Genomic DNA, 24,470 nt, shown 5'->3' on the forward strand with positions numbered 1-24,470 from the left:
CTTTTTTGGTATTTAACGAAGCTCGTCCGTCGAATACCGCAAGCCGCTTATTGAAGCATCCCAAAATTGTTCTTAATTTACGCACTTGTTCGAAAATGGAATATAACAAGTTTCATTTTCTACTATTACTCCCCCTTCATTTTTTACCATCTCCAACCTCTTTTTCCCCTCATCTATTTCCCAACTTTTATGCACAAACCTTTTCTCGCTAACCGGCTGAGCCGGTGGCTGGCTATGGTCCTGGTGGCATTGCTGAGTACTTCAGCAGCCTGGGCCCAAAGTACAGCCAATTACGCGTTTACCACCAGTTCTACCGGTTCGCTGGTGGATATGTCGAGCGGTACGACGGATGCATTGGCCACCGGTACCTACCGCGATGACGTGGCCTCGGCCGTATTTCCCATCGGCTTCAACTTTGTGTTCATGGGCACGTCCTACACACAGTTCAGCGTGAACTCGAACGGACAGCTGCGCCTGGGCGCCACGGCTATTTCGGGCGGTGCTGCTTCTCCAACGTCCGGAGCCGCTATTCTAGCCGCTTTTGGGGGTGACAATGCGATTCAGATAGCAGGGAAAGTCCATTACAAGGTAGTGGCTGGCACCAACCGGACGCTGGTAGTGGAATGGAACTCGTTGCGCATTCCATACAGCTCGACGGTGGCCACGGGCAGTGTAGTGCAGGCCATTCTGGAAGAAAACACCGGCAAAGTGGAATACCGCTACGGTGCCGTGTACAACAACAGTACTGCCGTTTCGCGCCCTATATTCATCTCGGCGGGCACGAATGCCGGTCAGATTGGGGTGGTGAAGACCTTTAACACCACTCCGACCTACGACGCAACGGTGACATCGGCCACGACGACGACCCTGGTTGACAACGCTGCCGTTGCGGTGCTGAACTCGACCGCCGATGGTGCCCGCACCACGTTTGCCTTCACGCCGACGCTTGCGGGCACACCTGCTACGCCGGGCCTGGCCAGCGGTGCCGTTGGGCAAACAACCGTTTCTCTGACTATCACCGACAACTCCACGAACGAAAGCTTTTTCGCAGTTTCCAGCTCGACGGACAACGTCAATTTCACCGTTGTGGGAGCCGCTCAGTCCAACTCCATCACCGGTACGGGCAGCACGGTCACCTTCACCCAAACGGGCCTGGCACTCAACACCACCTACTACTTCCGCGTGACGGCCAACAACGAAGCCGGCGGAACCTCGACCACCAGCCCCACGGTTACGGTGACGACCCTGGCAGCCGTGCCGCTGTGCGGCACCAAGTCCATTGGTCCCGGCGCGGGCGCCGATTATCCGACCCTGACGGCAGCGTTTTCGGCTTTGGCCCTCAACGGCATTTGCGGGCCGCTGGCGCTGGAGCTGCAAGCCAGCTACGTGAGCACTGCCGAGACCTTCCCACTGGCCTATACTTTCACCGGGAGCACGGCCACCAACACGGTTACCATTCGGCCTGCGGCCGGAGCCAATGGCCTCAGCATTAGCAGCTCCGCCAGCCAGACGCTGAACATCAACGGGGGCCGCTACCTGATTCTGGACGGCCGCCCCGGCGGCTCGGGCAGCACCGTGAGCGGCGCCGTGAATACGGCCAACGACCTGGTTATTGCCAACACCAGCACTTCGGGACAAACCATTCAGTTCACGAACGACGCCAGCTTCAACACGGTGCAGCACTGCCAGGTGAAGGGTGTGGGAACCAGCACATTCTCGTACCCGAACATTAACTTCTCGTCGACCACTACCACCAACGGCAACAGCGACAACGTTATCCGCTTCAACAACATCGGTGACGGCGCTACGCTGCCTTACGGCCTGATGTACTCGGGCAGCTCGCTCAACGCCCGCAACACGATTACCGACAACAACCTGTTCAACTACTACGGAGCCAGCGCCAGCACCGCAGCAGCGTTGTACCTGAGCAGCGCCGGCAACAACTGGGTGCTAACCAACAACAGCATTTACCAGACCACTGCCCGCACACCTACCGCGGCCACGCACTACGGCTTATACGTGGCTGCCGGCAATGGCCATACCATCACGGGCAACTTCATCGGCGGCACGGCTCCGCTGGCGGGCGGTACGCCCAGCACGGTAACGGGCACGGCCGCAGCCTACCGTTTTGTGGGCATTTACTTAAGCACCTCGGGCACGGCCACTAGCGTGCAGGGTAATACCATTGCCAACATCAGCTGGCTGAGCAGCAGCGGCGCTGCGACGTCCAACGGGGTGTTTTCGGGCATCTACGTGAGCACCGGCGATGCCAATATTGGCACCGTTACGGGCAACACCGTGGGCATTGCTGCCGGCCCCATCGCGGTTAGCATCAGCACCGCCGCGGGCTACTCGTTTGGCATTTCCACCGCGTCTTCGGGCACGGTGGCCATTGCCAAAAACGTCATCAGCAACATCACGACCAGCGGCTCTACTGCCACCATAGCGTCCAACGTAGCCGGCATCAACCTGGGTGGCGGCACCTTGAATACGGTCAATCAGAACAAGATTTATGCCCTGATAGCCGCTTCGGGCGGTGCCAGCCTGAGCAATGGCATTCTGATTACGGCCGGCACGACCAACAACGTCAACAACAACCTGATTGGCGGCATCACGGCCCCGACGTCGACCAGCCTCGCGGCGGTATCGGGCATTCAACTGTCGGGCGGCACCACCAACAACCTGGCCTTTAACACCATTCGCCTCGACGGGACGAGCAGCGGTGCCACCTTCGGCACCCAGGGCATCTACCTGAACTCGACGACGGCGGGCCTGAACCTGTACGATAACATTGTGGTGAACCTGAGCACGCCCGTGGGCACGGGCGGCGCAGCAGCAGCCATCCGTCGCATCAGCGGTACGGCGGGCACGGTGCCGGCCAACCTGTTCGGCAACAACAACCTCTACTACGCCGGTACGCCTTCGGCCACTAACCTGATTTACACGGAAGGCACCACCACCCAGACCAACGCCAAGCAGACCCTGGCCGACTACAAAGCCTTCCTGCTGAACCGCGAAACCAACTCGGTTACGGAAACCAGCACGCCTTTCGCCAGCACTACCGGCACCGACGCGACGTTCCTGCACCTGACTGCTGGCGCGACCACTCAGGCCGAAAGCGCCGGCCAGCCCTTCGGCGGTGTAACGACGGACTTCGACGGCGACGTGCGCAACGCGAATACGCCCGACATCGGCGCGGACGAAGGCAGCTTCCAACTGCTTGACCAGACCGGCCCGATTATTTCCATCAACTCGTTTACCGGCACCGTGGGCAACACCACCAGCCGCGCCCTCACGGTCACCATCACCGACATTAGCGGCGTGGCCACCGGTACTGGCGCCCCGCGTCTGTACTTCCGCAAGAACAACACCGGTGCTTACGTGCTGGCAACAGGTCCTACCGTGGCGGGCTCGGCTTACACGTTCACCTTCGACTACTCCCTGATAGGCGGGGTAGTAACCGGTGACATCATCAGCTACTACATTGCGGCGCAGGATGCCCTGGGCAACCTGAGCACCAACCCGACCGGTGGCACGGGCACCACCCCTCCCGGTACCACGGCTCCTGGCGTGACGTACACTTATACCATCGGGGCTACGCTTAATGGCACGTATTACGTGAGCGCCACTGCGGCTACTTCGCCGGTGCCCGCCCGTACCTACGCCACCCTGACGGCCGCGGTGAATGCCTACAACACGGCCGACCTGACCGGCCCGGTGACGTTCCTGCTGCTCGACCCTACGTACTCGACCGCAGAAACTTTCCCCATTGCCATTCTGAACAACGGCCAGGCTTCGGCTACCAACACGCTCACCATCAAGCCGAGCAATGCCACGGGTACCACGAGCTTTGCCATCACGGGTTCCAACGCTACGGCCATCCTGCAGCTGCTGGCCAGCGACTACGTGACCATCGACGGTTCTTTGGGCAACACCATTTCGGCCACTGACCTGCGCCCCAGCCGCGACCTGGCCATTACGAACACGAACACGAGCACGACCAGCATCGTGGTTCAGCAGTTTGCGCAGTTCACCAACGACGGGGCTACCTACAACACCATCAAGAACCTGGTGGCTGTGGGTGCTACCACCGCCGCTACTGCCGCCACGCAGTACGGCATTCAGCTGCAGGCCCCAAGCAACGCGCTTTCGGCCAACCAGTACACCAACAACACGGTGCAGAACTGCGCCGTGCGGGGCACGCAAATCGGTATTGGCTCGATTGGAGCCAGCGCTACGCTGAAAAACCAGAACACGATTATCACCCAGAACGACCTGAACACCGTTGGCACCGGGGCCTTGACCCGCGCCGGCATCTTGTCGCTGTTCGATAACAACATTCAGGTCACCCAGAACGCGATTGACGGCATTGCCTTTGCCAGCACGGGCGACGTGGTAGGCATCAGCTTGGGCTTCGGCCTGTCGCTGAGCAACTCTACCTTCACCGGCTCGGAAGTAACCAACGCCACGGTGAGCCGCAACAGCATTGGCTCGGTGCGGCAGACCAACACGTACTCGGCCTCCGGCATTGCCATAGCATCGGCGGCGTCGGGCACCACGGTTGTTGCCAACAACATGGTATCGGGTGTGTCTTCCAACGGCACCTCCCCCGACTTCGGCTCCGGTATCCTCATTGGCGGCGGCACGGGTTCGACCACCCGCGTCCTGTATAACTCGGTGAGCATGACGGGCACGCAGACCGGCGGCGACCAGCCTTCGTTTGCGCTGGCCATCGGCAGCAGCTCGACTCTAGAACTCCGCAACAACGCGCTGCTTAACACGCAGTCGACGGGCAGCAACAGCGCAGTGCTGGGCTTTGCCTACGCTGGCACGGCCGGTGCCTACGCCGGGCTGACGTCTACCAACAATGCTTTTGTGGCCAGTACCGGCAGCACGTTCGCCGTGGGCCAGACGGGCAGCCTGAGTACTTCGGGCACGCTTCGCACCACCCTGGCGGCCCTGAATACCGAAACCGGTCAGGACCGCCCCACCACGGCCACCAACCCGGTTGGCACCTCGTTCAGCCTCAGCGCCTCGCCGTTCCAGTCGGCTACCAACCTGCACGTTTCGCTGGCTACCGGCGCGGCGCTCAACGGCGCTGCTACGCCCATCACTGGCATCACCACCGACTTCGATGGCGATACCCGCAGCACCACGCGCCCCGACATTGGAGCCGATGAGTTCGTGACCAACCTGGACGTGAGCGTAGCCGCTCTGACGGCCCCGGTGGCCAACAGCACCTGCTTTGGTGCCACCGAAGCCGTGACGGCCAGCATCACCAATTCCTCGACGGCGGTACTGGACTTCGCCGCGACCCCCGTAACGGTGACCGTTACCATCACGTCGACAGTAGCCGGCAGCACGCCCCAGGTATTCACCACAGTGGTGAACACCGGCACGCTGGCCGCTGGCGCCAGCCAGACCGTGACCCTGCCCGGCACCATCGACCTGACGGTGCTCGGCACCTACACGGCTACGGTTACGACCTCGCTCGTGGGCGATGACAACACTGCCAACAACACCCTAAGCCCCGCAGTGACCATCACCTCGGGCAGCCGCTCGGCTGCTTTCACCTACCCCACTGCTGCCATCTGCGCCGGTGCTACCGGCACCGTGGCCGCTACGCTGGGCACGGGCGCTACCGCGGGTACGTTCACCTCGACCACGGGCCTGACCATCAATGCCACCACGGGTGCCATTACGCCGGCTACCAGCACGGCTGGCACCTACACCGTGACCAACACGCTGCCCGCAACGGCAACCTGCCCGGCTACGGTGGTAACCCAGTCGGTGACCATCACACCGCTTCCCTCGGCGGCATTTAGCTACGGCGGCGGCACATTCTGCGTGAGCGGTACCAACCCCACGGCTACCGTTACGGGCACCGCCGGCGGCACGTTCACCTCGACTACCGGCCTGACGATTAACGCTACTACCGGCGCTATCACCCTGAGCAGCACCACGCCCGGCACCTACACTGTGACGTACAGCGTAACCGGTGCCTGCTCCAACAGCAGCACGCAAGTGGTAACGATTACGACTGCTCCTTCGGCAACCTTCAGCTACGGCACGGGCACGCCTTCGTTCTGCGTGAGCGGTGCCACCAACCCGGCCCCGAGCTTCGGCACGGGCGCCAGCGGCGGTACGTTCACCTCGACTACCGGCCTGACGATTAACGCCACTACGGGTGCTATTACCCTGGCCTCCTCGACGCCCGGCACCTACACCGTGACCAACACCATCGCCGCCAGCGGCGGTTGCGCCGCGGCTACGGCCACGGCCCAGGTAACCATCACGGCGGCTCCGGTTGCTACGTTCAGCTACGGCACGACTTCGACCTACTGCGTGAGCGGTACCACGGCTCCGGCTGTCGTGCTGGGCACGGGCGCTACGGCCGGCACGTTCTCTTCGACTACGGGCCTGAGCCTGAATGCTACGACCGGCGCCATTACCCTGTCGTCTTCGACGCCCGGCACCTACACCGTGACCAACACCATCGCGGCGGCCAACGGCTGCTCGGCAGCCACGGCTACTGCTCAGGTAACGATTACGGCAGCTCCGGTAGCTACGTTCAGCTACGCCACCACCAGCTACTGCGTGAGCGGCGCTACTAACCCCGCCGTTGCCCTGGGCACCGGTGCCACGGCTGGTACGTTCACCTCGACTACCGGCCTGACACTGAATGCTACCACGGGAGCCATCACGCTCTCGTCTTCGACGCCGGGCACTTATACCGTGACCAACACCATCGCCGCCAGCGGCGGTTGCGCTGCTGCAACCGCTACTACCACGGTGACTATCACGGCCGCCCCGGTTGCTACGTTCAGCTACGGCACGACTTCGACCTACTGCGTGAGCGGTACCACGGCTCCGGCTGTCGTGCTGGGCACGGGCGCTACGGCCGGCACGTTCTCTTCGACTACGGGCCTGAGCCTGAATGCTACGACCGGCGCCATTACCCTGTCGTCTTCGACGCCCGGTACCTACACCGTGACCAACACGGTGGCCGCGGCCAGCGGTTGCGCCGCCACCACGGCAACCACTACGGTGACCATCACGGCTGCTCCGACGGCTACGTTCAGCTACGCCACCACGACGGGCTGCGCGGGTTCGACCACCGCCGTTACGCCTACGCTGGGCACCGGCGCATCGGCCGGTACCTACTCTTCTACGACTGGCCTGGTGATTAACGCCACTACGGGCGCCATCAACCTGGCTACCTCGACGGCTGGTACCTACACTGTGACCAACACGGTAGCCGCTGCCGGCGGTTGCGCTGCGGCCACGGCCACGGCCACCTTCACGGTGAACCCGCGTCCGGCCACGCCCACCATCAGCGTGGTGTACAACGGCACGACGACGACGCTGACTTCCAGCGCCACGACCGGCAACCAGTGGTATCTCAGCGGTAACATCATCACCGGCGCTACCGGCCAGACCTACGTGGTGAACGGCTTGCCGGCCCAGTTCGGCTCCTACACGGTGGTGGTGACCAACGCCAACGGCTGCACTTCGCTGCCTTCGACCCCGCTGGTTATCACGGCGGCCCGCAACAGCATTGCCGGTGCCAGCCTGCAGGTGTACCCCAACCCCACGCCCATGGGCCAGATGACCCTGGAGTTGACCGGTTACCGTCTCGCCACCCAGCTCACCGTGCTTGACGCATTGGGCCGGGTTGTCATCAGCGAGCTGCTGCCGGCTAACGCTGGTACCGCCACCCGCACCCTCGACCTGAAGGGTGTGACCACCGGCGTGTACCTGCTGCGTCTACGCAACGCCGACGGCGTGGAGACCCGCCGCCTGGTGCGCGAGTAGTCGCTGCTAGGCACCCATTGAAAAGCCCCGCTGGCATTGCCGGCGGGGCTTTTTTTGTGCATTATTAGAAAGCTTTACCACCTTATTCGTCAGCTTCGTCGGGCAGAATGTTCACGTCCTGCACCAGCACCATTTTCTCGATTTCCTTGCCGCGCTTGGTGGCGGCCAGGCCGCCGAGGGCGGTTTCCTTGTAGCGGGTTTCCATGGCCTGGCCCACTTCGCCGAGGGCCGCCACGCACTGGTCGACGGGAATAACCGGGTCGATGCCGGCGATGGCAATCTGGGCCGAGGAGAAGGCAATGGCCGCCGCCGAGGCGTTGCGCACCACGCAGGGCACTTCCACGAGGCCGGCCACGGGGTCGCACACCAGCCCGAGCATGCACTGAATGGTGACGGCCACAGCGGCAAATACCTGCTCCACGGGCCCGCCTAGGCAGTACACGATGGCTCCGCTGCCCATGGCGGCGGCCGAGCCGGTTTCGGCCTGGCAGCCACCCACGGCCCCGGCCAGCGAGGCATTCTGCTCAATAATGAGGGCAATACCGGCGGCCACGAGCAGCCCTTCTAGAATTTTCCGGTCGTCGAGCTTGTGTAAATCCTGCAAAGTCACGAGCACGCCGGGCAGGATGCCCGAGGCCCCGGCGGTGGGCGCGGCCACCACCCGGCCCATGCAGGAATTCACTTCCTTCGCCCCCAAAGCACGCGTAATAAGCTGCTTGAACTCGGGCGAGAGGACGGTAACGGGCGAGGCGGCAATTTTCTTGGCCCCGTTGTTTATCATGCCCGAGCGCGAGGTCATGTCGCCGGTCAGGCCCTCCTTCACGGCGTCGCGCATCACGTCGTAGGCGCGTTGCAGGCCGGCCCAGATTTCGTCTTCGGTGCGGCCCTTCTGCTCGATTTCGTAGGCAAGGACGGGTTGATACAGCGGCTCGCCGGTTTCGGCGCAGTGCGCCCCCCAGGAGGCGAAATCATTAAACAACAAAGACATGGCGCGGGTGGGATGGTGGGCTGAAAAGCAGTAAACGCAAAGCCCCGGCCGAAGGTGTCTTCAACCGGGGCTCAAAGCTACGGGATTGGGACAGGGCGCGACAGTTTGCCGCCCCTGGGCCGGGCGCAAAATCAGAGCTGCTGCCAACGGGCCTGCCACTGCCGGCTGCCGGCGCGCAGGTGCACCAGGTACAGCCCGGCCGGCAGGTTGGCGGGCAGCGCCAGGGTACCGCGCGCGGCCTGTGCGGGCGTGCTCGATAGCACGGCTACCTGACGGCCCAGCTGGTCGAACACGGCCCCGCTGGGCGCGGCCGTGCCGGGTTCTAAGAGGATTTGGGCACCGGTACCGGCTTCGCTGGGGTTCGGCACCACGGCCAGGGGCTGTAGAACTACCCGGCGCGTGCTCGTCACCTGCTGGTAGTTGAACAGCACCCGCGACACATTCACGAAGGCACTGCCCGTCCAGTCCTGGCTCGTGAGCGAGGCAATGTCGCCGGCGGCATTGTAGGCATACAGATTCTGTGAATCGACCACCCAGGCGTTGTTGACCCAGTTGTCGGTCGTCACCACCGAAGGCCGGTCCTGCGCATCGTACTGATAAGTGTCGCGGGTGGAGTTGGCGTAGACGCCCGTGGTGGGCGGCGCTATCTCATTTATAACCTGGAACACCTTATTGGTGGCGGTGTAGGTAGAGGTGCTGCGGGTCGAAGGCACCCAGGTGGCGCCGTTGTTGATGGTGTTTTGGGTTTCCTCCACCGTCACCAGGTTCTGGGCGTTGTAGGTGTACAGGTCGCGCGAGGTGGCCAGGTACGTGCGCGCCGCGTAAAACTGGTGGAGCACCTGGGTGAGCTGGCCGGCTCCGTTGTAAGTATGCGTGCTGCGACTTGTCGAATCGAAGGGTACGCTGGCGGCGCTGCCCGGCGTCCGGCTCAATACCCATTCCCAGAGCACCTGAGTGGGGGTGGTATAGGTATTTGCCAGCACGGCAAACGGCCCGAACGCGGGCTGCTGAAATTGGTAAATAGTGTCGGTAAGCACCAGTCCGGCCGAATTATACTGCAGGTGGCTGGCCGAAGAAAGAGTCCAGGTGGTTCCGGTTCTTTGGTCGGTTTCAATCAGCCCGGGCAGCAGGGCACGGTAACGCGAGTACCGGGAGCGCGAAAAGTCGACCCAGTCTCCGTTGGTGTAGTTCTGAAAGATGGCTTCCTGTAATGGCAAGGCGGTAATTTGCCGCAGGAGCGGGGCGGGCACCCCGCCGGTGGCCTGGCTTACCAGGTGCTCATTCGGGGAAGTAAGGGTTTGGGCCGAAGCTGCCGCCCCCGCCAAAAACAAACCTGCTGCGATGGAAAAAGTAAGTTTCAACATGGCGCTAGGGATTTTGGGACAAAACAAAAAATGCCTGGCCAATCAGCGTCAGCTGACCAGCCAGGCATAAAGTTACTAAATATATTAAATAGTATATATAATATACTATTCAGCAATTATCAGCCGTTCGCAGGTTGCTCCTGCTGCACCAGCTTGATGCTGGCCGAGTTGATGCACAGCCGCAGGCCGCTCGGTGCGGGGCCGTCGGGAAACACGTGGCCCTGGTGGGCGTCGCACACGTTGCACAGCACTTCCACGCGGGTCATGCCGTAGCTGGTGTCCTTCTTGTAGCGGATGGCGCTTTCATCCACGGGCTGCGTGAACGACGGCCAGCCGGTGCCCGACTCGAACTTCGTGCGCGAGTCGTAGAGTGGCGTGCCGCAGCACACGCAGGCGTAAAGGCCGGCCTCGTGGGCTTCGCAGTACTCGCCGGTGAAGGCGCGCTCGGTGCCGTGCTCGCGGGTGACGTGGAACTGCTCGGGCGTGAGCAGGGCGCGCCACTCGGCGGGCGTTTTCTCCACGCGGCGAGGCGAAGGAATGGGGTGGTTGGCGAGGCGGATAACGTCGTTCCAGTTTTGCATGACGGAGGAATTATTTGAAGGAAAGCGGCAGGAATAAGGTAAACGCGGCCGGGGCTGGGAGGTTTTCGGCCGCGCTGGGTAGACGCTGCTCCCGCCCTGTCCTTACAGCAGCGACTCCAGCAGCGCCAGCCCGGCCGGCCACGCGCCATAGCCGCTGGCCGTGTTGATGTGGCCGGCCGCGCCGATGTCGACCAGCCCGCTGCCCCAGGCCTCGGCAAATTGGCGGGCGCGGGCCGGCGTCACCCACTCATCGTTCTGGCTGAATACGACGATGCTCGGAAACGGCAGCCGGGCCAGCGGCATGGGCGCGAAGCCGGTGGTGGGGAAAGCAGCGTAATGCGCCGTTTCAACGTCGCTGGGCGCCACCAGCAGCGCGCCTTTAATGCGGTGGCCGTATTGCCCGGCCCAGTGCGCGATGGTGGCGCAGCCCAGACTGTGGGCCACCAGCACCACTTGGCTTAGGTCTTCACCATCGAGGGCGTCTTCGAGGCGCTCGACCCATTCGGCGCGGTCGGGCACGTCCCACTCGCGCTGCTCGATGCGGGTAAAATCCGGCTGCGTGCGCTCAAAATACGTTTGCCAATGGTCGGGCCCCGAGCTGCCGAGGCCGGGCATGATGAAGACGCGGGTGGTTTCTTGCATCCTCAAAAGTAGCCGCTCTTTTACTCTCCCAACTGCGATGAAAATCCTGACCGCCGCCCAAATCCGCCAGCTCGACCAAGCCACTATCCGGGAGCAGCACCTGCTTTCGGTGGAGCTGATGGAGCGGGCTGCCACTGCTTTTATCCAGTGGTTTAGCAGCTGCTTCACCCCAGCCGAAGCGGGCGAATCCCTGATTATTTGCGGCCCCGGCAACAACGGAGGCGACGGCCTGGCCATCGCCCGGCTGCTGCTCCAGCGCGGCTACGCCGTGCGCGTGGCCCTGCTGCCCGCCGATAACCATTCGCCCGACTGGCAGCACAACCGCAAGCACCTACCCGCCGCCGTGCCCGTGGCCAACTTATCTCCGCAGCACCTGCCCGTCATTGCCAAAGGCGCTTTGGTTATTGATGCCCTGTTTGGCACCGGGCTTTCACGCCCGTTGGAGGGGTTGGCCGCTGCCGTCGTTCAACACCTGAATAACAGGCAGGCGCGCATGATAGCAGTTGACATCCCCAGCGGCCTCTTCGCCGATGCGCCCCAGCCGGCCGGCAGCTCCGTGGTGCGGGCGCAGCACACCGTTAGCTTCGGCCTGCCCAAGCTGGCTTTCCTGCTGCCGCAGAATGCCGAATTTGTGGGCGAATGGCACGTGGAGAACATCGGTTTGAGTGCTCACTTCATTGCCGAAGCGGCTACGCCCTGGCACTACACCGATGCCGCCGCAGTGGCCGGCCAGCTGCCACCACGCCCCAAATTCAGCCACAAGGGCACTTTTGGGCACGCGCTGCTGCTGGCCGGCAGCCGGGGCAAGATGGGCGCGGCCGTGCTTTCGGCGGGGGCCTGCTTGCATGGGGGCGTGGGGCTGCTCACGGCCCACATTCCCGGCTGCGGCTACGACATTTTCCAAATCAGCCAGCCCGAAGCCATGTGCCTGACCGATAAGCAGGCCGATTTCATCAGCGAACTGCCGGACCTGAAACCCTACCAGGCCGTGGGCATCGGCCCCGGTATGGGACAGGAAGCCGCCAGTCTCGCCGTGCTGCGGAAACTACTGAAAGCAGCCGGTAAGCCGCTCGACAAAACCGGCCAGCCCCTGCCCCTCGTCATCGATGCCGACGCGCTGAACCTGCTGGGCAGCCACCGTGCGCTGCTGAAGCTGCTGCCCGAAAACACCATTCTCACCCCCCACCCCAAAGAGTTCGAGCGCCTCACTGAGCTTGCTCGCGACGACTACCACCGCCTGGAATTATTGCGCGATTTCGCCACCCAACACCGCTGCCTGGTGGTGCTGAAAGGGGCCTACACCTGCCTGGCCACCCCCACCGGCGAGCTGCACTTCAACAGCAGCGGCAACGCCGGCATGGCCACCGGCGGCAGCGGCGACGTGCTCACGGGCCTGCTGCTGGCCCTGCGCGCCCACGCCCAGCTGTCGGCCTTCGAGGCGGTGCGGCTGGGAGTGTACGCCCACGGCCGGGCCGGCGACCTAGCGGCGGTGCAAACCGGCCAGGCCGGGCTGGTGGCCGGCGACATTGTGCGGCACATCGGGCCGGCGCTGGCGGAGGTGTAAGAGCGAAGCGGTGCTTCTCCCTTACGCCACGAAGTACAGCACGGCTGGCACCAGCAGCACCCCATCGGCCAGGAAGGCGAAGAAGTAGTCGTTGCGGCGCTCGTCGGCTAGCGCGATAACTGTGGCGGCCGAGAGGCCCGTGAGCAGCAGCCCCAGCGGGGCCACGCCCCGCTCGAAACCCAGGAGCATGGCGGCGGCCAGAAAGACCAGCGCTACTGCTTTGGCCCCGGTCAGGCCCAGCACCACCGGGAAGGTGCGCGTGCCGGCCGCCCGGTCGCGGCTCAGGTCGCGGATATCGAACACGATGGTGAGGGCCAGCACCAGGCAAAAGCGCTGGGCCAGCAGGGCCACCGCCTCGGCCAGCGGGCGGTGCAGGGCCAGCGCGGGCAGGCCCACCGTGATGGCCGACCACACGCCCGCAATCAGAAAACCCTTCAACAGCGGCACTTCGCGCAGGGCGCGGCGCTGCCCTTGCCAGCGCACCAGCGGCCACGAATACACCAGCGCCAGCACCGTGAGGGGCAGCAGGGCCGGCAGGTAGCGCCACCAGCCATCGGCCAGAAACAAATAGCCGGCCACCAATGCCGCCACACCCGCCAGCCCGGCCAGCCCGCGCCGGTGCCGCTGCTGCCAGGCCTTGCGGCCCGAGCCGGCTGCCGGCTGCCGGTGCTTGAAGGGCAACACCGCATCGAGGTTGTAAACGAGCAGCGTGGCGGCGAATACCAGCAGTACCACGCGGTAGCTCACGCCGCCGTCGGCAGCGGGCCAGCGGCGGAAGCTGGCGGCCGTTTGGGCGCCGGCGGCGCCGGCCAGCCACACGCTGCTGAACAGCAGCGCATCGAAGGCCCGGCGCGGGAAACTGCGGCCGGCGGCTGGTACAACGGGGAGCGATGACGAAACCACGCACGAAGGTAAAGCCGCGAACGCCTGCTTATTTGCCGGTTTCGCTGTGGGCTGCGTCTACGGGCTTGCTCTCGGGCGAGCCGTGCTGGCGTAGGAAGATGCTGAGGCCCACAATGCTCAGGATGCTGAGGAACTCGCTCTGCCAGTTCTGCAGCGACTCGAACCAGAACCGCGAGGTGGCCATGTACCCCCAAATATCAACAGCAGGCTTGCCATTGTGCACTTGCTCAATGCTGTAGACCTCGGCCCCGCCCCGGGCGTGCAGGAAAAACGCCCCCAGAAACAGCACGAAAAACGCCAGGCTCAGGGAGCTTTTGTACAGCTTGAGCACCAGGCCGCCCTGCCGCACGGGCCAGGGCGCGTCCTTTTTAGACGGGTCGGGCTCGGCATCCACTTCTTCTTCCTCATACAGCTTTTTCGACTCGGAGGAGCCGCGCTGGCGCAGCCACACCGTGAGCAGCACGTAGAGGGCCATCTGCAAAAACTCGCTTTCCCAGTTCTCAAACGTGGCTTCGAGAAAGTGGCCGGAGTGGAAGTACTGCCCGGCCGAGAGCTCGGCCAGGTGCATCTCCTTTAGCTCGTCGTTGTAGTCGTGCCAGCCCGTGACGAACTGCCCGGCCAGCGTGCCCAGCGTGAACAGCAGGATGATGATGGTGAGACTGTTCTCGTACAGAAAACGCCAAAAAGGCGAAGCAGGACGCTGTATTGCCATGCTTCGCCTTTACGGGCATTCCAGAAAAACGTAGCTCGACCGTAGCTTATTAAGCCTTGCGGTCGCCGAAGGTTTCTTCGTAGAGCTTGATGCTGTCGTTGATGATGCGGTAGGCGTCTTCTTTGCCCATGAAGCGTTCTACGGTGACGTGCTTGTTGTGCTCCAGGGCCTTGTAGTCCTCGAAGAAGCGCTGCATTTCGAGCAGCGTGTGCGGGGGCAGGTCGGAGATGTCGTTGTAGTGGTTCACGGAGATGTCGTGAGCGGCCACGGCGATGATTTTATCGTCCTCCTCGTCCTGGTCCACCATCTGCATCACGCCGATGACCTTGGCCTCCACGAGGCACATGGGCACGATGTCGACCGAGCAGAGCACCAGAATGTCCAGCGGGTCTTTGTCGTCGCAGTAGGTTTGGGGGATGAAGCCGTAGGCGGCGGGGTAGTGCACGGCCGAGAACAGCACGCGGTCGAGTTTCAGCAGGCCGCTCTCTTTGTCAAGCTCGTACTTGCCTTTGCTGCCTTTGGGGATTTCGATGATGGACTGGACGACGGTAGGGGTTTCGTCGCCGCGCGACACGTCGTGCCAGGGGTTGAAGTGGGTCATATTCAGGGAAAGCAGCCGCCTATCTTAACGGCCAGGGACAAAATTACAAGCGGATGGGGGAGTTTGTTAAGAAAAGTCGCGCTACCGGCCCAGCACTTCGCGCAGCGGCACCCCCGAGCAGCCGCTGGGCTCCTGGATGTGCAGAAACTGCGCAATGGTGGGCGCGATGTCCACGGTGTGCACCGATGCCGACGACTCGCCGTGCTTCACGCCCCAGCCCCAGAACAGCAGCGGCACGTGCGTGTCGTAGGCCCCGGCCGAGCCGTGGGTGGTGCCCTTCACCACGGGGAAGGCGTAGGCTTCGAGCCAGCCGGGGGCCAGCACGGTGAGCACATCGCCCGAGCGGGGGGCGTAGAAACCGTTTTCCTGGTACATGCCCAGGCCCTCGCTCCAGTGGGCACGCTGCAGGTCGAGGGCGGTGAGGGCCTGCGTGACGCCGGGCAGCGTGAGCAGGGCCGCGGCCACGGCCTGCTGGGCCTTGCCGAGGTCAATGTTCTTCTTCTGGAGCAAGGGGCGGTTGAGGTAGACCTGCTGGTTTTCGTAGCTGAGCACCCACTGGCCGGGGCCGTACTGGCGGGTGAGGGCGCGCTGCACCGAATCGCGCATCACTGACGGGCCCACGCCGCCGGCGGGCAGGCGGTGGGCCTGCGAGAAGCCCACGGCGTGCGCGGCGGCATGGTCGGCGGTGAGGAAGACGAGGGCCTGGCCCTTGCCCACCTGCTTGTCCAGCGCCTCAAACAAACGAGCCAGCTCGCGGTCGAGGCGGAGGTAGGTGTCTTCAGCTTCGATGGAGTTCGGGCCGAACTGGTGCCCCACGTAGTCGGTGCAGCTGTAGCTCACGGCCAGGAAGTCGGTGATGGCGCGCTGGCCCATCTGCTCTTGGCGCAGGGTTTCGAGGGCGAAGTCCGTGGTCAGGCTGTTGCCGAAGGGCGTGCTGCGGATGAGGTCGAGGTTCTGGATAGGGGTCGGCACAGCCTTGCTCTCGCCCGAGTTCTTGAGGGCGGGCTGCACCGAGGCGGGCGCGCCGGCCGAGAGCACCGGCAGGTCGTGCGGGAAGACGGGCTTGCTTTCGCCCTTGAAGGCCCCTTCCCAGGGCACATCATCGGGGGAGCTTTCGGTGTAGTCGGCGATGGGCAGCAGCGTGTTCCAGGGCTTGGCGAGGTAGTCGGCGGCGTGATGGGCGGCGTTGAAGCTGGCCACCCATGCGGGCAGGGCGGGCAGGTAGAAGGTGCTGCTGATGAAGGCGCCGTTGGTGCCGTCGTACCAGTAAGCGGCGGTGGCCGAGTGGCCGGCGGGCAGGATGCTGCCCCGGTCCTTCATGCTCACGCCAATGGTTTTGGCCTGGAAGTTCGTAGCCAGCCGCAACTCGTCGGTGATGGTGGTGCTCAGCATGTGGCGCGGCGACATCTGGCCGGCGGCCTCGGTGCCACCCACGGCTTTCACGGTTTTGTCCTCGGTTACGTAGGTCTCGCGGCCTTCCTCGCGCACCCACCAGTTGTTGCCGATGATGCCGTGCACGGCCGGCGTGGTGCCGGTGTACACGCTGGCGTGGCCGGGGCCGGTGTAGGTGGGCACGTAGTTGTAGTGGCAGCTTTCGTAGCTGAAGCCCTCGCCCAGCAAGCGCCGGAAACCGCCGGCCGGGTACTTGCTCCAGTAGCGGTAGATGTAGTCGTAGCGCATCTGGTCGACCACGATGCCCACCACCAGCTTGGGGCGGGGCACGGGGTCTTCGGGTTTGGCCGCGAGAACGGGCAGGGCCGTCAAGGCCAGGGCGAGGAGGGTCTTCATGAAATGGCAATTGAGCAAAAGCCCGGCAAAGATACCGCCGCGCCCCGCCCGCTGTGCGTAGGCCAGATTATGAAACCAGCCCTCATCTTCGACATGGACGGCGTCCTCGTCGACAACACGCCCGTGCAGGCCCGCGCCTTCCAGCTCCTCTTCCGCGACCTCGGCCTGACCACCAACGCCCGCCAGCTCCTCAAGCGCCTCAACGGCATGCCCGCCGGGGAGATTATCCAAAGCGTCTTTCGCCATCCCATCCCCCAAAAGCAGCTCGACATCTATGCCGAGCAGCGCGAGTTCCTCTACCGTACGCTGTACTGGAGCAAGCGGCGGGCGCTGCCGGGCCTTATGGCCTTCCTGCAGGCCGCCCGAGCCGAAGGCTTCAAAATCGGCCTCGGCACCGGCTCGGGCGGCCCCACGCTCAGCTACATCCTCGACTACCTCGACCTGCGCCAATACTTCGATGTGGTCATCGGCAAAGACGACGTGCCCAACGGCAAGCCGCATCCCGATACCTATTCCCTCACCGCTGCTAAGCTGGGCGCACAGCCACAGGACTGCATCGTGTTCGAAGATGCCCTGCTGGGCGAGCAGGCCGCCTACCGCGCCGGCATGCGTTGCGTGGCCGTGGCCACCACTCTCAAAGCAGCTGCCTTTCAGGCTCCGCTCACGGTCATCAAGGATTTCACTGGCCTCACCCCGGCCCAGCTGCTGGAACGGCTGGCGCAACAGCCCGAAGCACCCAAACCGCAGAAGCGGCATGGCTGAAATAAGGTGTGTAATCCCAGGACGCGGCAGTTTTTCGCTACTCCACGACTAGGCGGGCCACCTGCCCGGCGGCGCGCATTAGGTAGAGGCCGGGGGGTAAGCCAGACACCACCAGCGTGGCGGTACCAGCCTGGGCTGGGACCGTGCGCACGGTCCGGCCCAGCGCGTCGAGCAGTTCAGCGTGGGTGGCGGCGGGCGGCAGGCTAAGCTGTACCCGGCCGGTGGCGGGGCCGTGCCCGGCAGGGTTGGGGTAGGCAGTCAGGGCAGCAGGGGCCGCCACGGCCGTGGCCAACGGGCCGCTGGCGTTGTTCAGGCGTACGCTTACGGTGCCGGCCGTGGTGGTATTGGCCGAGAGCAGGTCGAGGTCGCCGTCGTCGTCCACATCGGCCACGGCCACGGCGTTGGGGGTGCTTGGGGCAATGCTGACATCGCCCACCGACACATCGGCCCCACCGCCAAACGTGCCGCTGCCGTTGTTGAGGCGCACGCTGGCCGTACTGTTGCCCGAGTTGGCCGTGAGCAGGTCCAGGTCGCCGTCGTGGTCCACATCGCCCAGCACCACCGTGGGAGGGTAGCTGCGCACGGCCACGTTTTGGGTGCCGCTGAAGGTGCCGCTGCCGTTGTTGAGGCGCACACTCACAATGCCGTTATACAGGTAGCTCACGGCCAGCAGGTCGGCGTCGGCGTCGCCGTCCACATCACCCAGGGCGATGCCGAACGGCTGCCCGCCGGTGGGCACCTCCTGCCCGCTGCCAAAGGTGCCGTTGCCGTTGTTCAGGCGCACGCTCACGCTGCTGGCCAACAGGTTGCTGGCCAGCAGGTCAAGGTCGCCGTCGTTGTCTACATCGCTCAGCGCCAGGCCCTGGGGGCCATCGCCGACGGCTACGCCCCGGCTGCCTCCAAAACTGCCGCTGCCGTTGTTGAAGCGCACACTCACGGAATCCGCGTCGCGGTTGGTGGCCACAAAATCCAGGTCGCCGTCGCCGTCCAGGTCGCCCAGGGCCAGCCCCTGGGGGCCGTAGCCGGCGGGCACGTCCGCGCCGCTGCCGAACAGGCCGCTCCCGTTGTTGAAGCGCACGCTCACGGTGTTGCCCGTAAAGTTGGCCGAAAGCAGGTCCAGGTCGCCGTCGCCGTCTACGTCGCCCAGGGTCAGGCCCAGCGAATAACTGGCCACGGGTACGTCCTGGCTGCCGCCGTAGGTGCCGTGGCCGTTGTTCAGGCGCACGCTCACGGTGGGTTCGCCCAGGTTGCCGGTCAGCAGGTCGAGGTCGCCGTCGTTGTCTACGTCGCCCACTGCCACACTAGTAGGCCGCACTCCAACGGGCACTTCGGTGCCCGGTGCAAAACTGCCCGTGCCCGTGCCACCCACCGCCGTGGTGAACTGCTGTACCCGAGGAATGGCCAGCCCCCCAACCACGCTGGCTGCGGTGCGGGTCACGGTGCACTGCACGGTTTCGCCCGGCTGGAAATCGTAGGCCGTGGGGAAGAAGCCCAGGTTGGCCCCTATCACGGTGGCCGCCCCGCCGCCCCGCAAGCCACCCCGTTGGCTACTGAATACCTTCAGCGCCGTAGCCGAAGCAGGGGTGAGTGGCTGGCTGAAACTGGCTACTACCCCGCCATTGCGGGGTGCGGCGCTGGTGTTGGCAACAGGCGTAACATTAATAATAGTAGGTGCCTGGGCAGAGGCCAGCGATGTCAGCAGCAATAAAGCCGCTCCGCCACTGGCGGGCAGGAGGTAGTTATTCAACACAATAACGGGTAGCAAGAAGATGCAGAAGCCGGCCCGCAACCCCAGATTGCGCTGCCGAGCTACAAAGCTACGCCGGGCCCTGAACCGTGCCGCCACCTTCCACCGGGCCCGGGCTCTTGACTAGCGTTACAGTAGAGACAACAGTTCCCCTACTCCACCTTCAGGGTGCGGGCCACGCGCTGGGCACCGGCCCGCACTTGCACCCGGTAGAGGCCGGGGGCGCGGCCCAGCAGCGGCACTTCCGCTGCACCGCCGGCTCCTGTTAAGCTTACAGGCTGCTCAAATACCACGGTGCCCTGGGCATCAGTGAGCGTCACGGTGGCCGTATCGGTCCCCGGCACCGCCGGCACCTGCACCGTGGCCCGAATGTGGGCAGGATTGGGGTACACATCCACCTCGCCCAGCGGAGCCAGGTCCTGCGCACAGGCTGCCGGTCCCAACAGTTCTAGCAATGCCGGGATGGCTAGCAGGCCCATGCGGGGCGATAACACGATGCTTCTCATAGCGGAGATAGAATAGGTAAAATTATGCTGGACAACCGATTAACTCGGACTACTACCGATGTCCTTTGAATGCTTTGTTCTAATGTTATTCCCGGTTGGCTCATCGGCCCACTCATATGTCTACCATCACTTGGCTCTCCTCCCTTCTACTCCAGAATGAGCCCGGACGTTTGCCGGTCTTGCATAAAAAAAGGCCCACTTCCAACGGAAGCAGGCCTCTTAAATTGTAAGCGACGATGAGAATTACCCCGCCGCCAGCGCCTCGGCACCGCCCACGATTTCGAGAATCTCGGTCGTGATGGCCGCCTGACGCGTCCGGTTGTAAGTCAGCTTGAGTGACTTCAGAAGCTCACCGGCGTTGTCGGTGGCTTTATCCATGGCCGTCATGCGGGCGCCGTGTTCCGAGGCGTTGCTTTCCAGCACCGCCTTGTAAAGCTGAATCTTAATGGACTGCGGAATCAGCGTCTGCACGATTTCCTCCTTCGAAGGCTCGAACAGATAGTCTACGTTCGACTCCGGCGTGGCCGTAGCGGGTGCTTCTTCCTGCACCAGCGGCAGCAGCTGCTGGGTGCGGATAATCTGCGTGGCCACGTTGCGGAACTCGTTGTACACCATCACCACCTCGTCATAAATGCCGTTGCGGAAACCGTCCATTGCCACTTCAGCAGCAGCGCGCACCGTCTCGAACGACAGCTTGGCGAAGACGTGGGTGTAGTCACCCACCGTCTGGCCGCGCCGGCCGTAGTAATCGTGTGCCTTCTTGCCAATGGCCATCACCGAGATGTTGGCCGTCGGCAGGTGGCTGTAGCGGGCCGCAATGGCCGCGTTCACGCCCTTAAACACGTTGGTGTTGAAGGCTCCGGCCAGGCCGCGGTCGGAAGTGATGGCAATCACCAGCACCTTGCGCACCTCGCGGGCTACGCCGTAGTCACTCACGATGTCAGAGTCAGCGTTGCGGGTCAGGTTGGTCAGGATGGCATTCAGGCGCTGAGCGTAGGGCCGCATCCGCACGATGTTGTCCTGGGCCCGGCGCAGCTTAGCCGCCGCCACCATTTTCATGGCTTTGGTAATCTGCTGCGTGCTCGTCACCGACTGAATGCGGTTGCGGACTTCTTTTAAGCTTGCCATTTGTTGAGTTAAGAATTAGGAGTTAAGAGTGATGAGTTAGGGGCCAAGAGCCGCCACTGACAACTCTTAACTCCTAACTCTTAACCCTTAACTTACTTGGCGTAGTTCGCCGAAACGTCCTTGGCTACCTCGCGGATGGCCTTCGTGCCAGCATCCTCCAGCTTGCCAGCTTTCAGCGCTTTAAGTACGTCGGGGTAGCGCGAGTTCATCACTTGGCCAAACTCCTTCTCGAACTCACGCACGCGGTTCACGGGCACGGTATCGAGGAGGCCGTTGGTGGCGGCGTAGATGATAGCCACTTGGTCCTCCACCTTCACGGGCGAGTACTGGGGCTGCTTCAGAATCTCCAAGTTGCGACGGCCACGCTCGATGGTGAGCTTGGTCGAGGCATCGAGGTCGGAGCCGAACTTGGCGAAGGCTTCCAGCTCGCGGAACTGGGCCTGGTCGAGTTTCAGCGTACCGGCCACTTTCTTCATCGACTTAATCTGGGCGTTACCACCCACGCGCGACACCGAGATACCCACGTTGATGGCCGGGCGAACACCCGAGTTGAACAGGTTGGTCTCGAGGAAAATCTGACCGTCCGTAATCGAAATCACGTTGGTCGGGATGTAAGCCGATACGTCGCCAGCCTGCGTCTCAATCAGGGGCAGAGCTGTTAGCGAGCCGCCGCCTTTCACCAAGTGCTTGATGCTGTCGGGCAGGTCGTTCATGTCCCGCGCAATCTCGTCCGAAGAGTTGATTTTCGCGGCGCGCTCGAGCAAACGGCTGTGCAGGTAGAATACGTCGCCGGGGTAAGCCTCGCGGCCCGGAGGACGACGGAGCAGCAGCGACACCTCACGGTAAGCCACGGCCTGCTTCGACAAGTCATCATAAACCACGAGAGCGGGACGACCCGTGTCGCGGAAGAACTCACCGATTGCAGCACCCGTGAAAGGCGCGTAGAACTGCAACGGAGCCGGGTCGGAAGCCGAAGCGGCTACTACCACAGTGTAATCCATGGCACCGCCCTTGGTGAGGGCGTTTACTACCTGAGCCACAGTCGAAGCTTTCTGGCCAATGGCTACATAAATGCAGAACACCGGCTTGCCAGCTTCGAAAAACTCGCGCTGGTTGATGATGGTATCGATGGCCACGGCCGACTTTCCGGTCTGGCGGTCACCGATAATCAGCTCGCGCTGGCCCCGGCCAATCGGAATCATCGCGTCAATCGACTTGATGCCGGTTTGCATGGGCTCGGTTACGGGCTGACGGAAGATTACGCCGGGGGCTTTGCGCTCCAGCGGCATGTCGTACAGCTCGCCCTGGATAGGGCCGCGGCCGTCGATGGGCTGGCCCAGCGTGTTCACCACGCGGCCCACGATGCCCTCGCCCACCTTGATGGAGGCGATTTTGTTGGTGCGCTTCACCGTAGCGCCTTCCCGGATTTCCGAGTAGTCGCCCAGCATTACGGCACCCACGTTGTCTTCTTCCAGGTTGAGCACGAGGCCTTGCAGGCCGTTCTCGAATTCAATCAACTCGCCGGCCTGAGCTTTGCTCAAACCGTAAATGCGGGCCACGCCGTCGCCAACCTGCAATACGGTGCCGACTTCTTCGAGCTCGGCTTCGGACTTGAAATTGGACAGTTGCTGCCGCAGGATTGCGGAGACTTCATCCGGACGTACTTCTGCCATCTTGGGAGGGAATAAGGTATAGGGAATCAGGGATATGGGGCGGGGATGCAGGGAACGTATCCCCTATCCCAACTTCCCTATACCCTACAGTTGATTTTGGTAAGAATTTTCTTGCAGCGAGGTGCGCAGCTTGCGAAGGCTGGTCCGCACAGAATCGTCAATTTGGTTGTCGCCCACCCGCAGCACGAAGCCGCCGATGAGTTCGGGGTCCACCTTCTCGGTGAGCTGCACCTCGGTAAGACCGGTTTGCTTGGTCACCAGCGCCTGAATCTCGGCACGCGAAGCAGGCGTGAGCGGCGTAGCCGACGTCACTTGCGCCGACTGTACGCCTTGCATCACATTGTATTGCGCCAGAAACTCGGGCCCAATGCCCTCGATGGCCGACTCGCGGTTTTTCTCGGTGAGGATGGTGAAGAAGCGCAGCGTCATGTCCGACACTTTGCCTTTGAAGATGGCATTCAGGATGGCCAGCTTCTTGTCGTGCTTCACAATCGGGTTGCGCAGCAACAGGCGCAGGTCGCGGCTTTCGGCCATGGTCTTGCTCAGCAGGTCCATGTCCTCTTTCACTGCGCTCAGGGTACCCATCTCCTTGCCCAAGTCGAGGAGCGACTTGGCGTAGCGGGCCGCTACTCGTTGGTCAGCCATATTTAGTAGTGGTTAACGGTTAATGGTTAGTGATTAATTTTTGCAGCCGAACGGTTAGCAAAAGCTCACTAACCACTGACCGTTAATCATTAACCGTTAATTCAATTTAACGTCTTTCAGGTAAGAATCAACCAGCTGCGTTTGGGCGGCGGGGTCGGTCAGCTCGCGGCGCAGGATGCGCTCGGCGATGTCGAGCGACAGCTTAGCAGCGGTGTTTTTCACTTCGGCCAGGGCCGCGTTTTTCTCCGTTTGGATGGCTTCGCGGGCTTGCTGGATGATGGTGTTGGCTTCGGCGGTGGCGCGGGCCTTTTCGGCTTCGCGGTGCTGGTTGGCCATTTGGGTGGCTTCCTGCATCATGCGGTCGCGCTCGAGGCGGGCTTCGGTCAGCAACTTCTCGTTGCCGGCTTTCAGCTGCTGCATCTCGATTTTGGCCTGGTCGGCCATGCGCAGCGCACCTTCGATGTTGTCTTCACGCTCCTTGAGAGCGAGCAGAATCGGCTTCCAGGCAAATTTCCCCAGCAGGAACAAGACCAGCAGGAAAATGACCAGTTGCCAGAAAATCAGGCCGAGTTCAGGGGATAAAAAAGCTGGCAGCATTGATATGGTATTTTAAAGAAATGTCAACTAATCAAGTACTCAGATTAGGAGCAGGTAAGCCCGCCGCGCCAACTGCGTATTGCAGCAGCGGGCGGCGGGCTTCCAACTACTTCCGGGCCCGAAGCCCGGCCCGGCACTAAACGAGTTTCGTCCAGATAAGAACGCAGACTACGACTGCGAACAGGCCCAGACCTTCAATCAGAGCGGCGGCGATAATCATAGCCGTCTGGATTTTGCCCGAAGCTTCCGGCTGACGGCCGATAGCATCCATGGCGCTGCCGCCGATGCGGCCAATGCCCAGGCCTACGCCCAGAGCAACCAAACCAGCACCGATACCGGCACCCATTACAGCCAGACCAGGACCGTAGTTAGCCGCCATAGCAGCAACTTGCAACAACAAAGAGAGCAACATAAAAATTGGAAAAAGGGGAAAAAGATAAAGTTCGTCAGTCCC

At 62.8% G+C, this 24,470-nt stretch carries 18 protein-coding genes; 3 read left to right on the top strand and 15 right to left on the bottom strand.

Annotation, left to right across the window (positions count from 1 at the left end):
* The first annotated feature begins 189 nt into the window (after positions 1-189).
* Positions 190-7,815 carry a T9SS type A sorting domain-containing protein gene (locus tag ACYVM5_RS08905; RefSeq protein WP_460617773.1) on the top strand — a complete coding sequence of 2,542 codons (7,626 nt, stop codon included), beginning with the start codon at positions 190-192 and terminating at the stop codon, positions 7,813-7,815.
* A gap of 82 nt (positions 7,816-7,897) precedes the next feature.
* On the opposite strand, the gene sdaAA is transcribed toward ACYVM5_RS08905, so the two are convergent.
* From sdaAA to ACYVM5_RS08925, 4 genes are all read right to left on the bottom strand, one after another.
* Positions 7,898-8,803 (bottom strand): L-serine ammonia-lyase, iron-sulfur-dependent, subunit alpha, encoded by a 906-nt coding sequence (sdaAA, locus tag ACYVM5_RS08910; protein ID WP_460617774.1) that lies wholly within the window; start codon positions 8,801-8,803, stop codon positions 7,898-7,900.
* 131 nt (positions 8,804-8,934) lie between these two features.
* Positions 8,935-10,167 (bottom strand): hypothetical protein, encoded by a 1,233-nt coding sequence (locus tag ACYVM5_RS08915; RefSeq protein WP_460617775.1) that lies wholly within the window; start codon positions 10,165-10,167, stop codon positions 8,935-8,937.
* A gap of 119 nt (positions 10,168-10,286) precedes the next feature.
* Positions 10,287-10,748 (bottom strand): peptide-methionine (R)-S-oxide reductase, encoded by a 462-nt coding sequence (msrB, locus tag ACYVM5_RS08920; RefSeq protein ID WP_460617776.1) that lies wholly within the window; start codon positions 10,746-10,748, stop codon positions 10,287-10,289.
* A gap of 102 nt (positions 10,749-10,850) precedes the next feature.
* The gene (locus ACYVM5_RS08925) at positions 10,851-11,390 is read right to left on the bottom strand and encodes an RBBP9/YdeN family alpha/beta hydrolase (RefSeq protein WP_460617777.1); all 540 of its coding nucleotides are present in this window, start codon (positions 11,388-11,390) and stop codon (positions 10,851-10,853) included.
* Positions 11,391-11,427: 37 nt separating this feature from the next.
* Here ACYVM5_RS08925 and ACYVM5_RS08930 point away from each other — a divergent pair, with 37 nt between their 5' ends.
* Positions 11,428-12,954, top strand: coding sequence for a bifunctional ADP-dependent NAD(P)H-hydrate dehydratase/NAD(P)H-hydrate epimerase (locus ACYVM5_RS08930; RefSeq protein WP_460617778.1), 1,527 nt, complete (start codon positions 11,428-11,430; stop codon positions 12,952-12,954).
* Between the two features lie 21 nt (positions 12,955-12,975).
* Here ACYVM5_RS08930 and ACYVM5_RS08935 read toward each other — a convergent pair whose 3' ends face one another.
* From ACYVM5_RS08935 to pafA, 4 genes are all read right to left on the bottom strand, one after another.
* Entirely contained in the window at positions 12,976-13,857 is an 882-nt protein-coding gene (locus ACYVM5_RS08935; protein ID WP_460617779.1) for a UbiA prenyltransferase family protein, read from the bottom strand.
* 28 nt (positions 13,858-13,885) lie between these two features.
* Positions 13,886-14,569 (bottom strand): DUF6766 family protein, encoded by a 684-nt coding sequence (locus ACYVM5_RS08940; RefSeq protein ID WP_460617780.1) that lies wholly within the window; start codon positions 14,567-14,569, stop codon positions 13,886-13,888.
* A gap of 49 nt (positions 14,570-14,618) precedes the next feature.
* Positions 14,619-15,170 (bottom strand): inorganic diphosphatase, encoded by a 552-nt coding sequence (locus ACYVM5_RS08945; RefSeq protein WP_460617781.1) that lies wholly within the window; start codon positions 15,168-15,170, stop codon positions 14,619-14,621.
* A gap of 81 nt (positions 15,171-15,251) precedes the next feature.
* Positions 15,252-16,958: an alkaline phosphatase family protein gene (gene pafA / locus ACYVM5_RS08950; protein ID WP_460617782.1), complete on the bottom strand. Its 1,707-nt coding sequence runs from the start codon at positions 16,956-16,958 to the stop codon at positions 15,252-15,254.
* Positions 16,959-16,961: 3 nt separating this feature from the next.
* Here pafA and ACYVM5_RS08955 point away from each other — a divergent pair, with 3 nt between their 5' ends.
* Entirely contained in the window at positions 16,962-17,720 is a 759-nt protein-coding gene (locus ACYVM5_RS08955) for an HAD family hydrolase (protein ID WP_460617783.1), read from the top strand.
* Between the two features lie 37 nt (positions 17,721-17,757).
* On the opposite strand, the gene ACYVM5_RS08960 is transcribed toward ACYVM5_RS08955, so the two are convergent.
* The 7 genes from ACYVM5_RS08960 to atpE all read right to left on the bottom strand — a co-directional run bounded on the left by ACYVM5_RS08960 (position 17,758) and on the right by atpE (position 24,428).
* Entirely contained in the window at positions 17,758-19,467 is a 1,710-nt protein-coding gene (locus ACYVM5_RS08960; protein WP_460617784.1) for a T9SS type A sorting domain-containing protein, read from the bottom strand.
* Positions 19,468-19,619: 152 nt separating this feature from the next.
* The gene (locus tag ACYVM5_RS08965) at positions 19,620-19,973 is read right to left on the bottom strand and encodes a T9SS type A sorting domain-containing protein (RefSeq protein WP_460617785.1); all 354 of its coding nucleotides are present in this window, start codon (positions 19,971-19,973) and stop codon (positions 19,620-19,622) included.
* Between the two features lie 243 nt (positions 19,974-20,216).
* A complete protein-coding gene (atpG, locus tag ACYVM5_RS08970; RefSeq protein WP_460617786.1) occupies positions 20,217-21,101 on the bottom strand; it encodes a F0F1 ATP synthase subunit gamma in 885 nt (294 codons plus the stop codon).
* A 92-nt stretch (positions 21,102-21,193) separates the two neighbouring features.
* Positions 21,194-22,774, bottom strand: a complete 1,581-nt coding sequence (gene atpA / locus ACYVM5_RS08975; RefSeq protein WP_460617787.1) for a F0F1 ATP synthase subunit alpha — start codon at positions 22,772-22,774, stop codon at positions 21,194-21,196.
* An 84-nt stretch (positions 22,775-22,858) separates the two neighbouring features.
* A complete protein-coding gene (gene atpH / locus ACYVM5_RS08980; protein ID WP_460617788.1) occupies positions 22,859-23,419 on the bottom strand; it encodes a F0F1 ATP synthase subunit delta in 561 nt (186 codons plus the stop codon).
* 96 nt (positions 23,420-23,515) lie between these two features.
* Entirely contained in the window at positions 23,516-24,016 is a 501-nt protein-coding gene (atpF, locus tag ACYVM5_RS08985; RefSeq protein ID WP_460617789.1) for an ATP synthase subunit B family protein, read from the bottom strand.
* A gap of 136 nt (positions 24,017-24,152) precedes the next feature.
* Positions 24,153-24,428 (bottom strand): ATP synthase F0 subunit C, encoded by a 276-nt coding sequence (gene atpE, locus ACYVM5_RS08990; protein WP_196287135.1) that lies wholly within the window; start codon positions 24,426-24,428, stop codon positions 24,153-24,155.
* Positions 24,429-24,470: the final 42 nt, after the last annotated feature.

The sequence above is a fragment of the Hymenobacter ruber genome, assembly GCF_054783255.1.

Excerpts from the sequence above, each read along its gene's own strand:
- ACYVM5_RS08905 (WP_460617773.1), top strand. The coding sequence starts at position 190 with ATGCACAAACCTTTTCTCGCTAACCGGCTGAGCCGGTGGCTGGCTATG.
- sdaAA (WP_460617774.1), bottom strand. The coding sequence starts at position 8,803 with ATGTCTTTGTTGTTTAATGATTTCGCCTCCTGGGGGGCGCACTGCGCC.
- ACYVM5_RS08915 (WP_460617775.1), bottom strand. The coding sequence starts at position 10,167 with ATGTTGAAACTTACTTTTTCCATCGCAGCAGGTTTGTTTTTGGCGGGG.
- msrB (WP_460617776.1), bottom strand. The coding sequence starts at position 10,748 with ATGCAAAACTGGAACGACGTTATCCGCCTCGCCAACCACCCCATTCCT.
- ACYVM5_RS08925 (WP_460617777.1), bottom strand. The coding sequence starts at position 11,390 with ATGCAAGAAACCACCCGCGTCTTCATCATGCCCGGCCTCGGCAGCTCG.
- ACYVM5_RS08930 (WP_460617778.1), top strand. The coding sequence starts at position 11,428 with ATGAAAATCCTGACCGCCGCCCAAATCCGCCAGCTCGACCAAGCCACT.
- ACYVM5_RS08940 (WP_460617780.1), bottom strand. The coding sequence starts at position 14,569 with ATGGCAATACAGCGTCCTGCTTCGCCTTTTTGGCGTTTTCTGTACGAG.
- ACYVM5_RS08945 (WP_460617781.1), bottom strand. The coding sequence starts at position 15,170 with ATGACCCACTTCAACCCCTGGCACGACGTGTCGCGCGGCGACGAAACC.
- pafA (WP_460617782.1), bottom strand. The coding sequence starts at position 16,958 with ATGAAGACCCTCCTCGCCCTGGCCTTGACGGCCCTGCCCGTTCTCGCG.
- ACYVM5_RS08955 (WP_460617783.1), top strand. The coding sequence starts at position 16,962 with ATGGCAATTGAGCAAAAGCCCGGCAAAGATACCGCCGCGCCCCGCCCG.
- ACYVM5_RS08965 (WP_460617785.1), bottom strand. The coding sequence starts at position 19,973 with ATGAGAAGCATCGTGTTATCGCCCCGCATGGGCCTGCTAGCCATCCCG.
- atpG (WP_460617786.1), bottom strand. The coding sequence starts at position 21,101 with ATGGCAAGCTTAAAAGAAGTCCGCAACCGCATTCAGTCGGTGACGAGC.
- atpA (WP_460617787.1), bottom strand. The coding sequence starts at position 22,774 with ATGGCAGAAGTACGTCCGGATGAAGTCTCCGCAATCCTGCGGCAGCAA.
- atpH (WP_460617788.1), bottom strand. The coding sequence starts at position 23,419 with ATGGCTGACCAACGAGTAGCGGCCCGCTACGCCAAGTCGCTCCTCGAC.
- atpF (WP_460617789.1), bottom strand. The coding sequence starts at position 24,016 with ATGCTGCCAGCTTTTTTATCCCCTGAACTCGGCCTGATTTTCTGGCAA.
- atpE (WP_196287135.1), bottom strand. The coding sequence starts at position 24,428 with ATGTTGCTCTCTTTGTTGTTGCAAGTTGCTGCTATGGCGGCTAACTAC.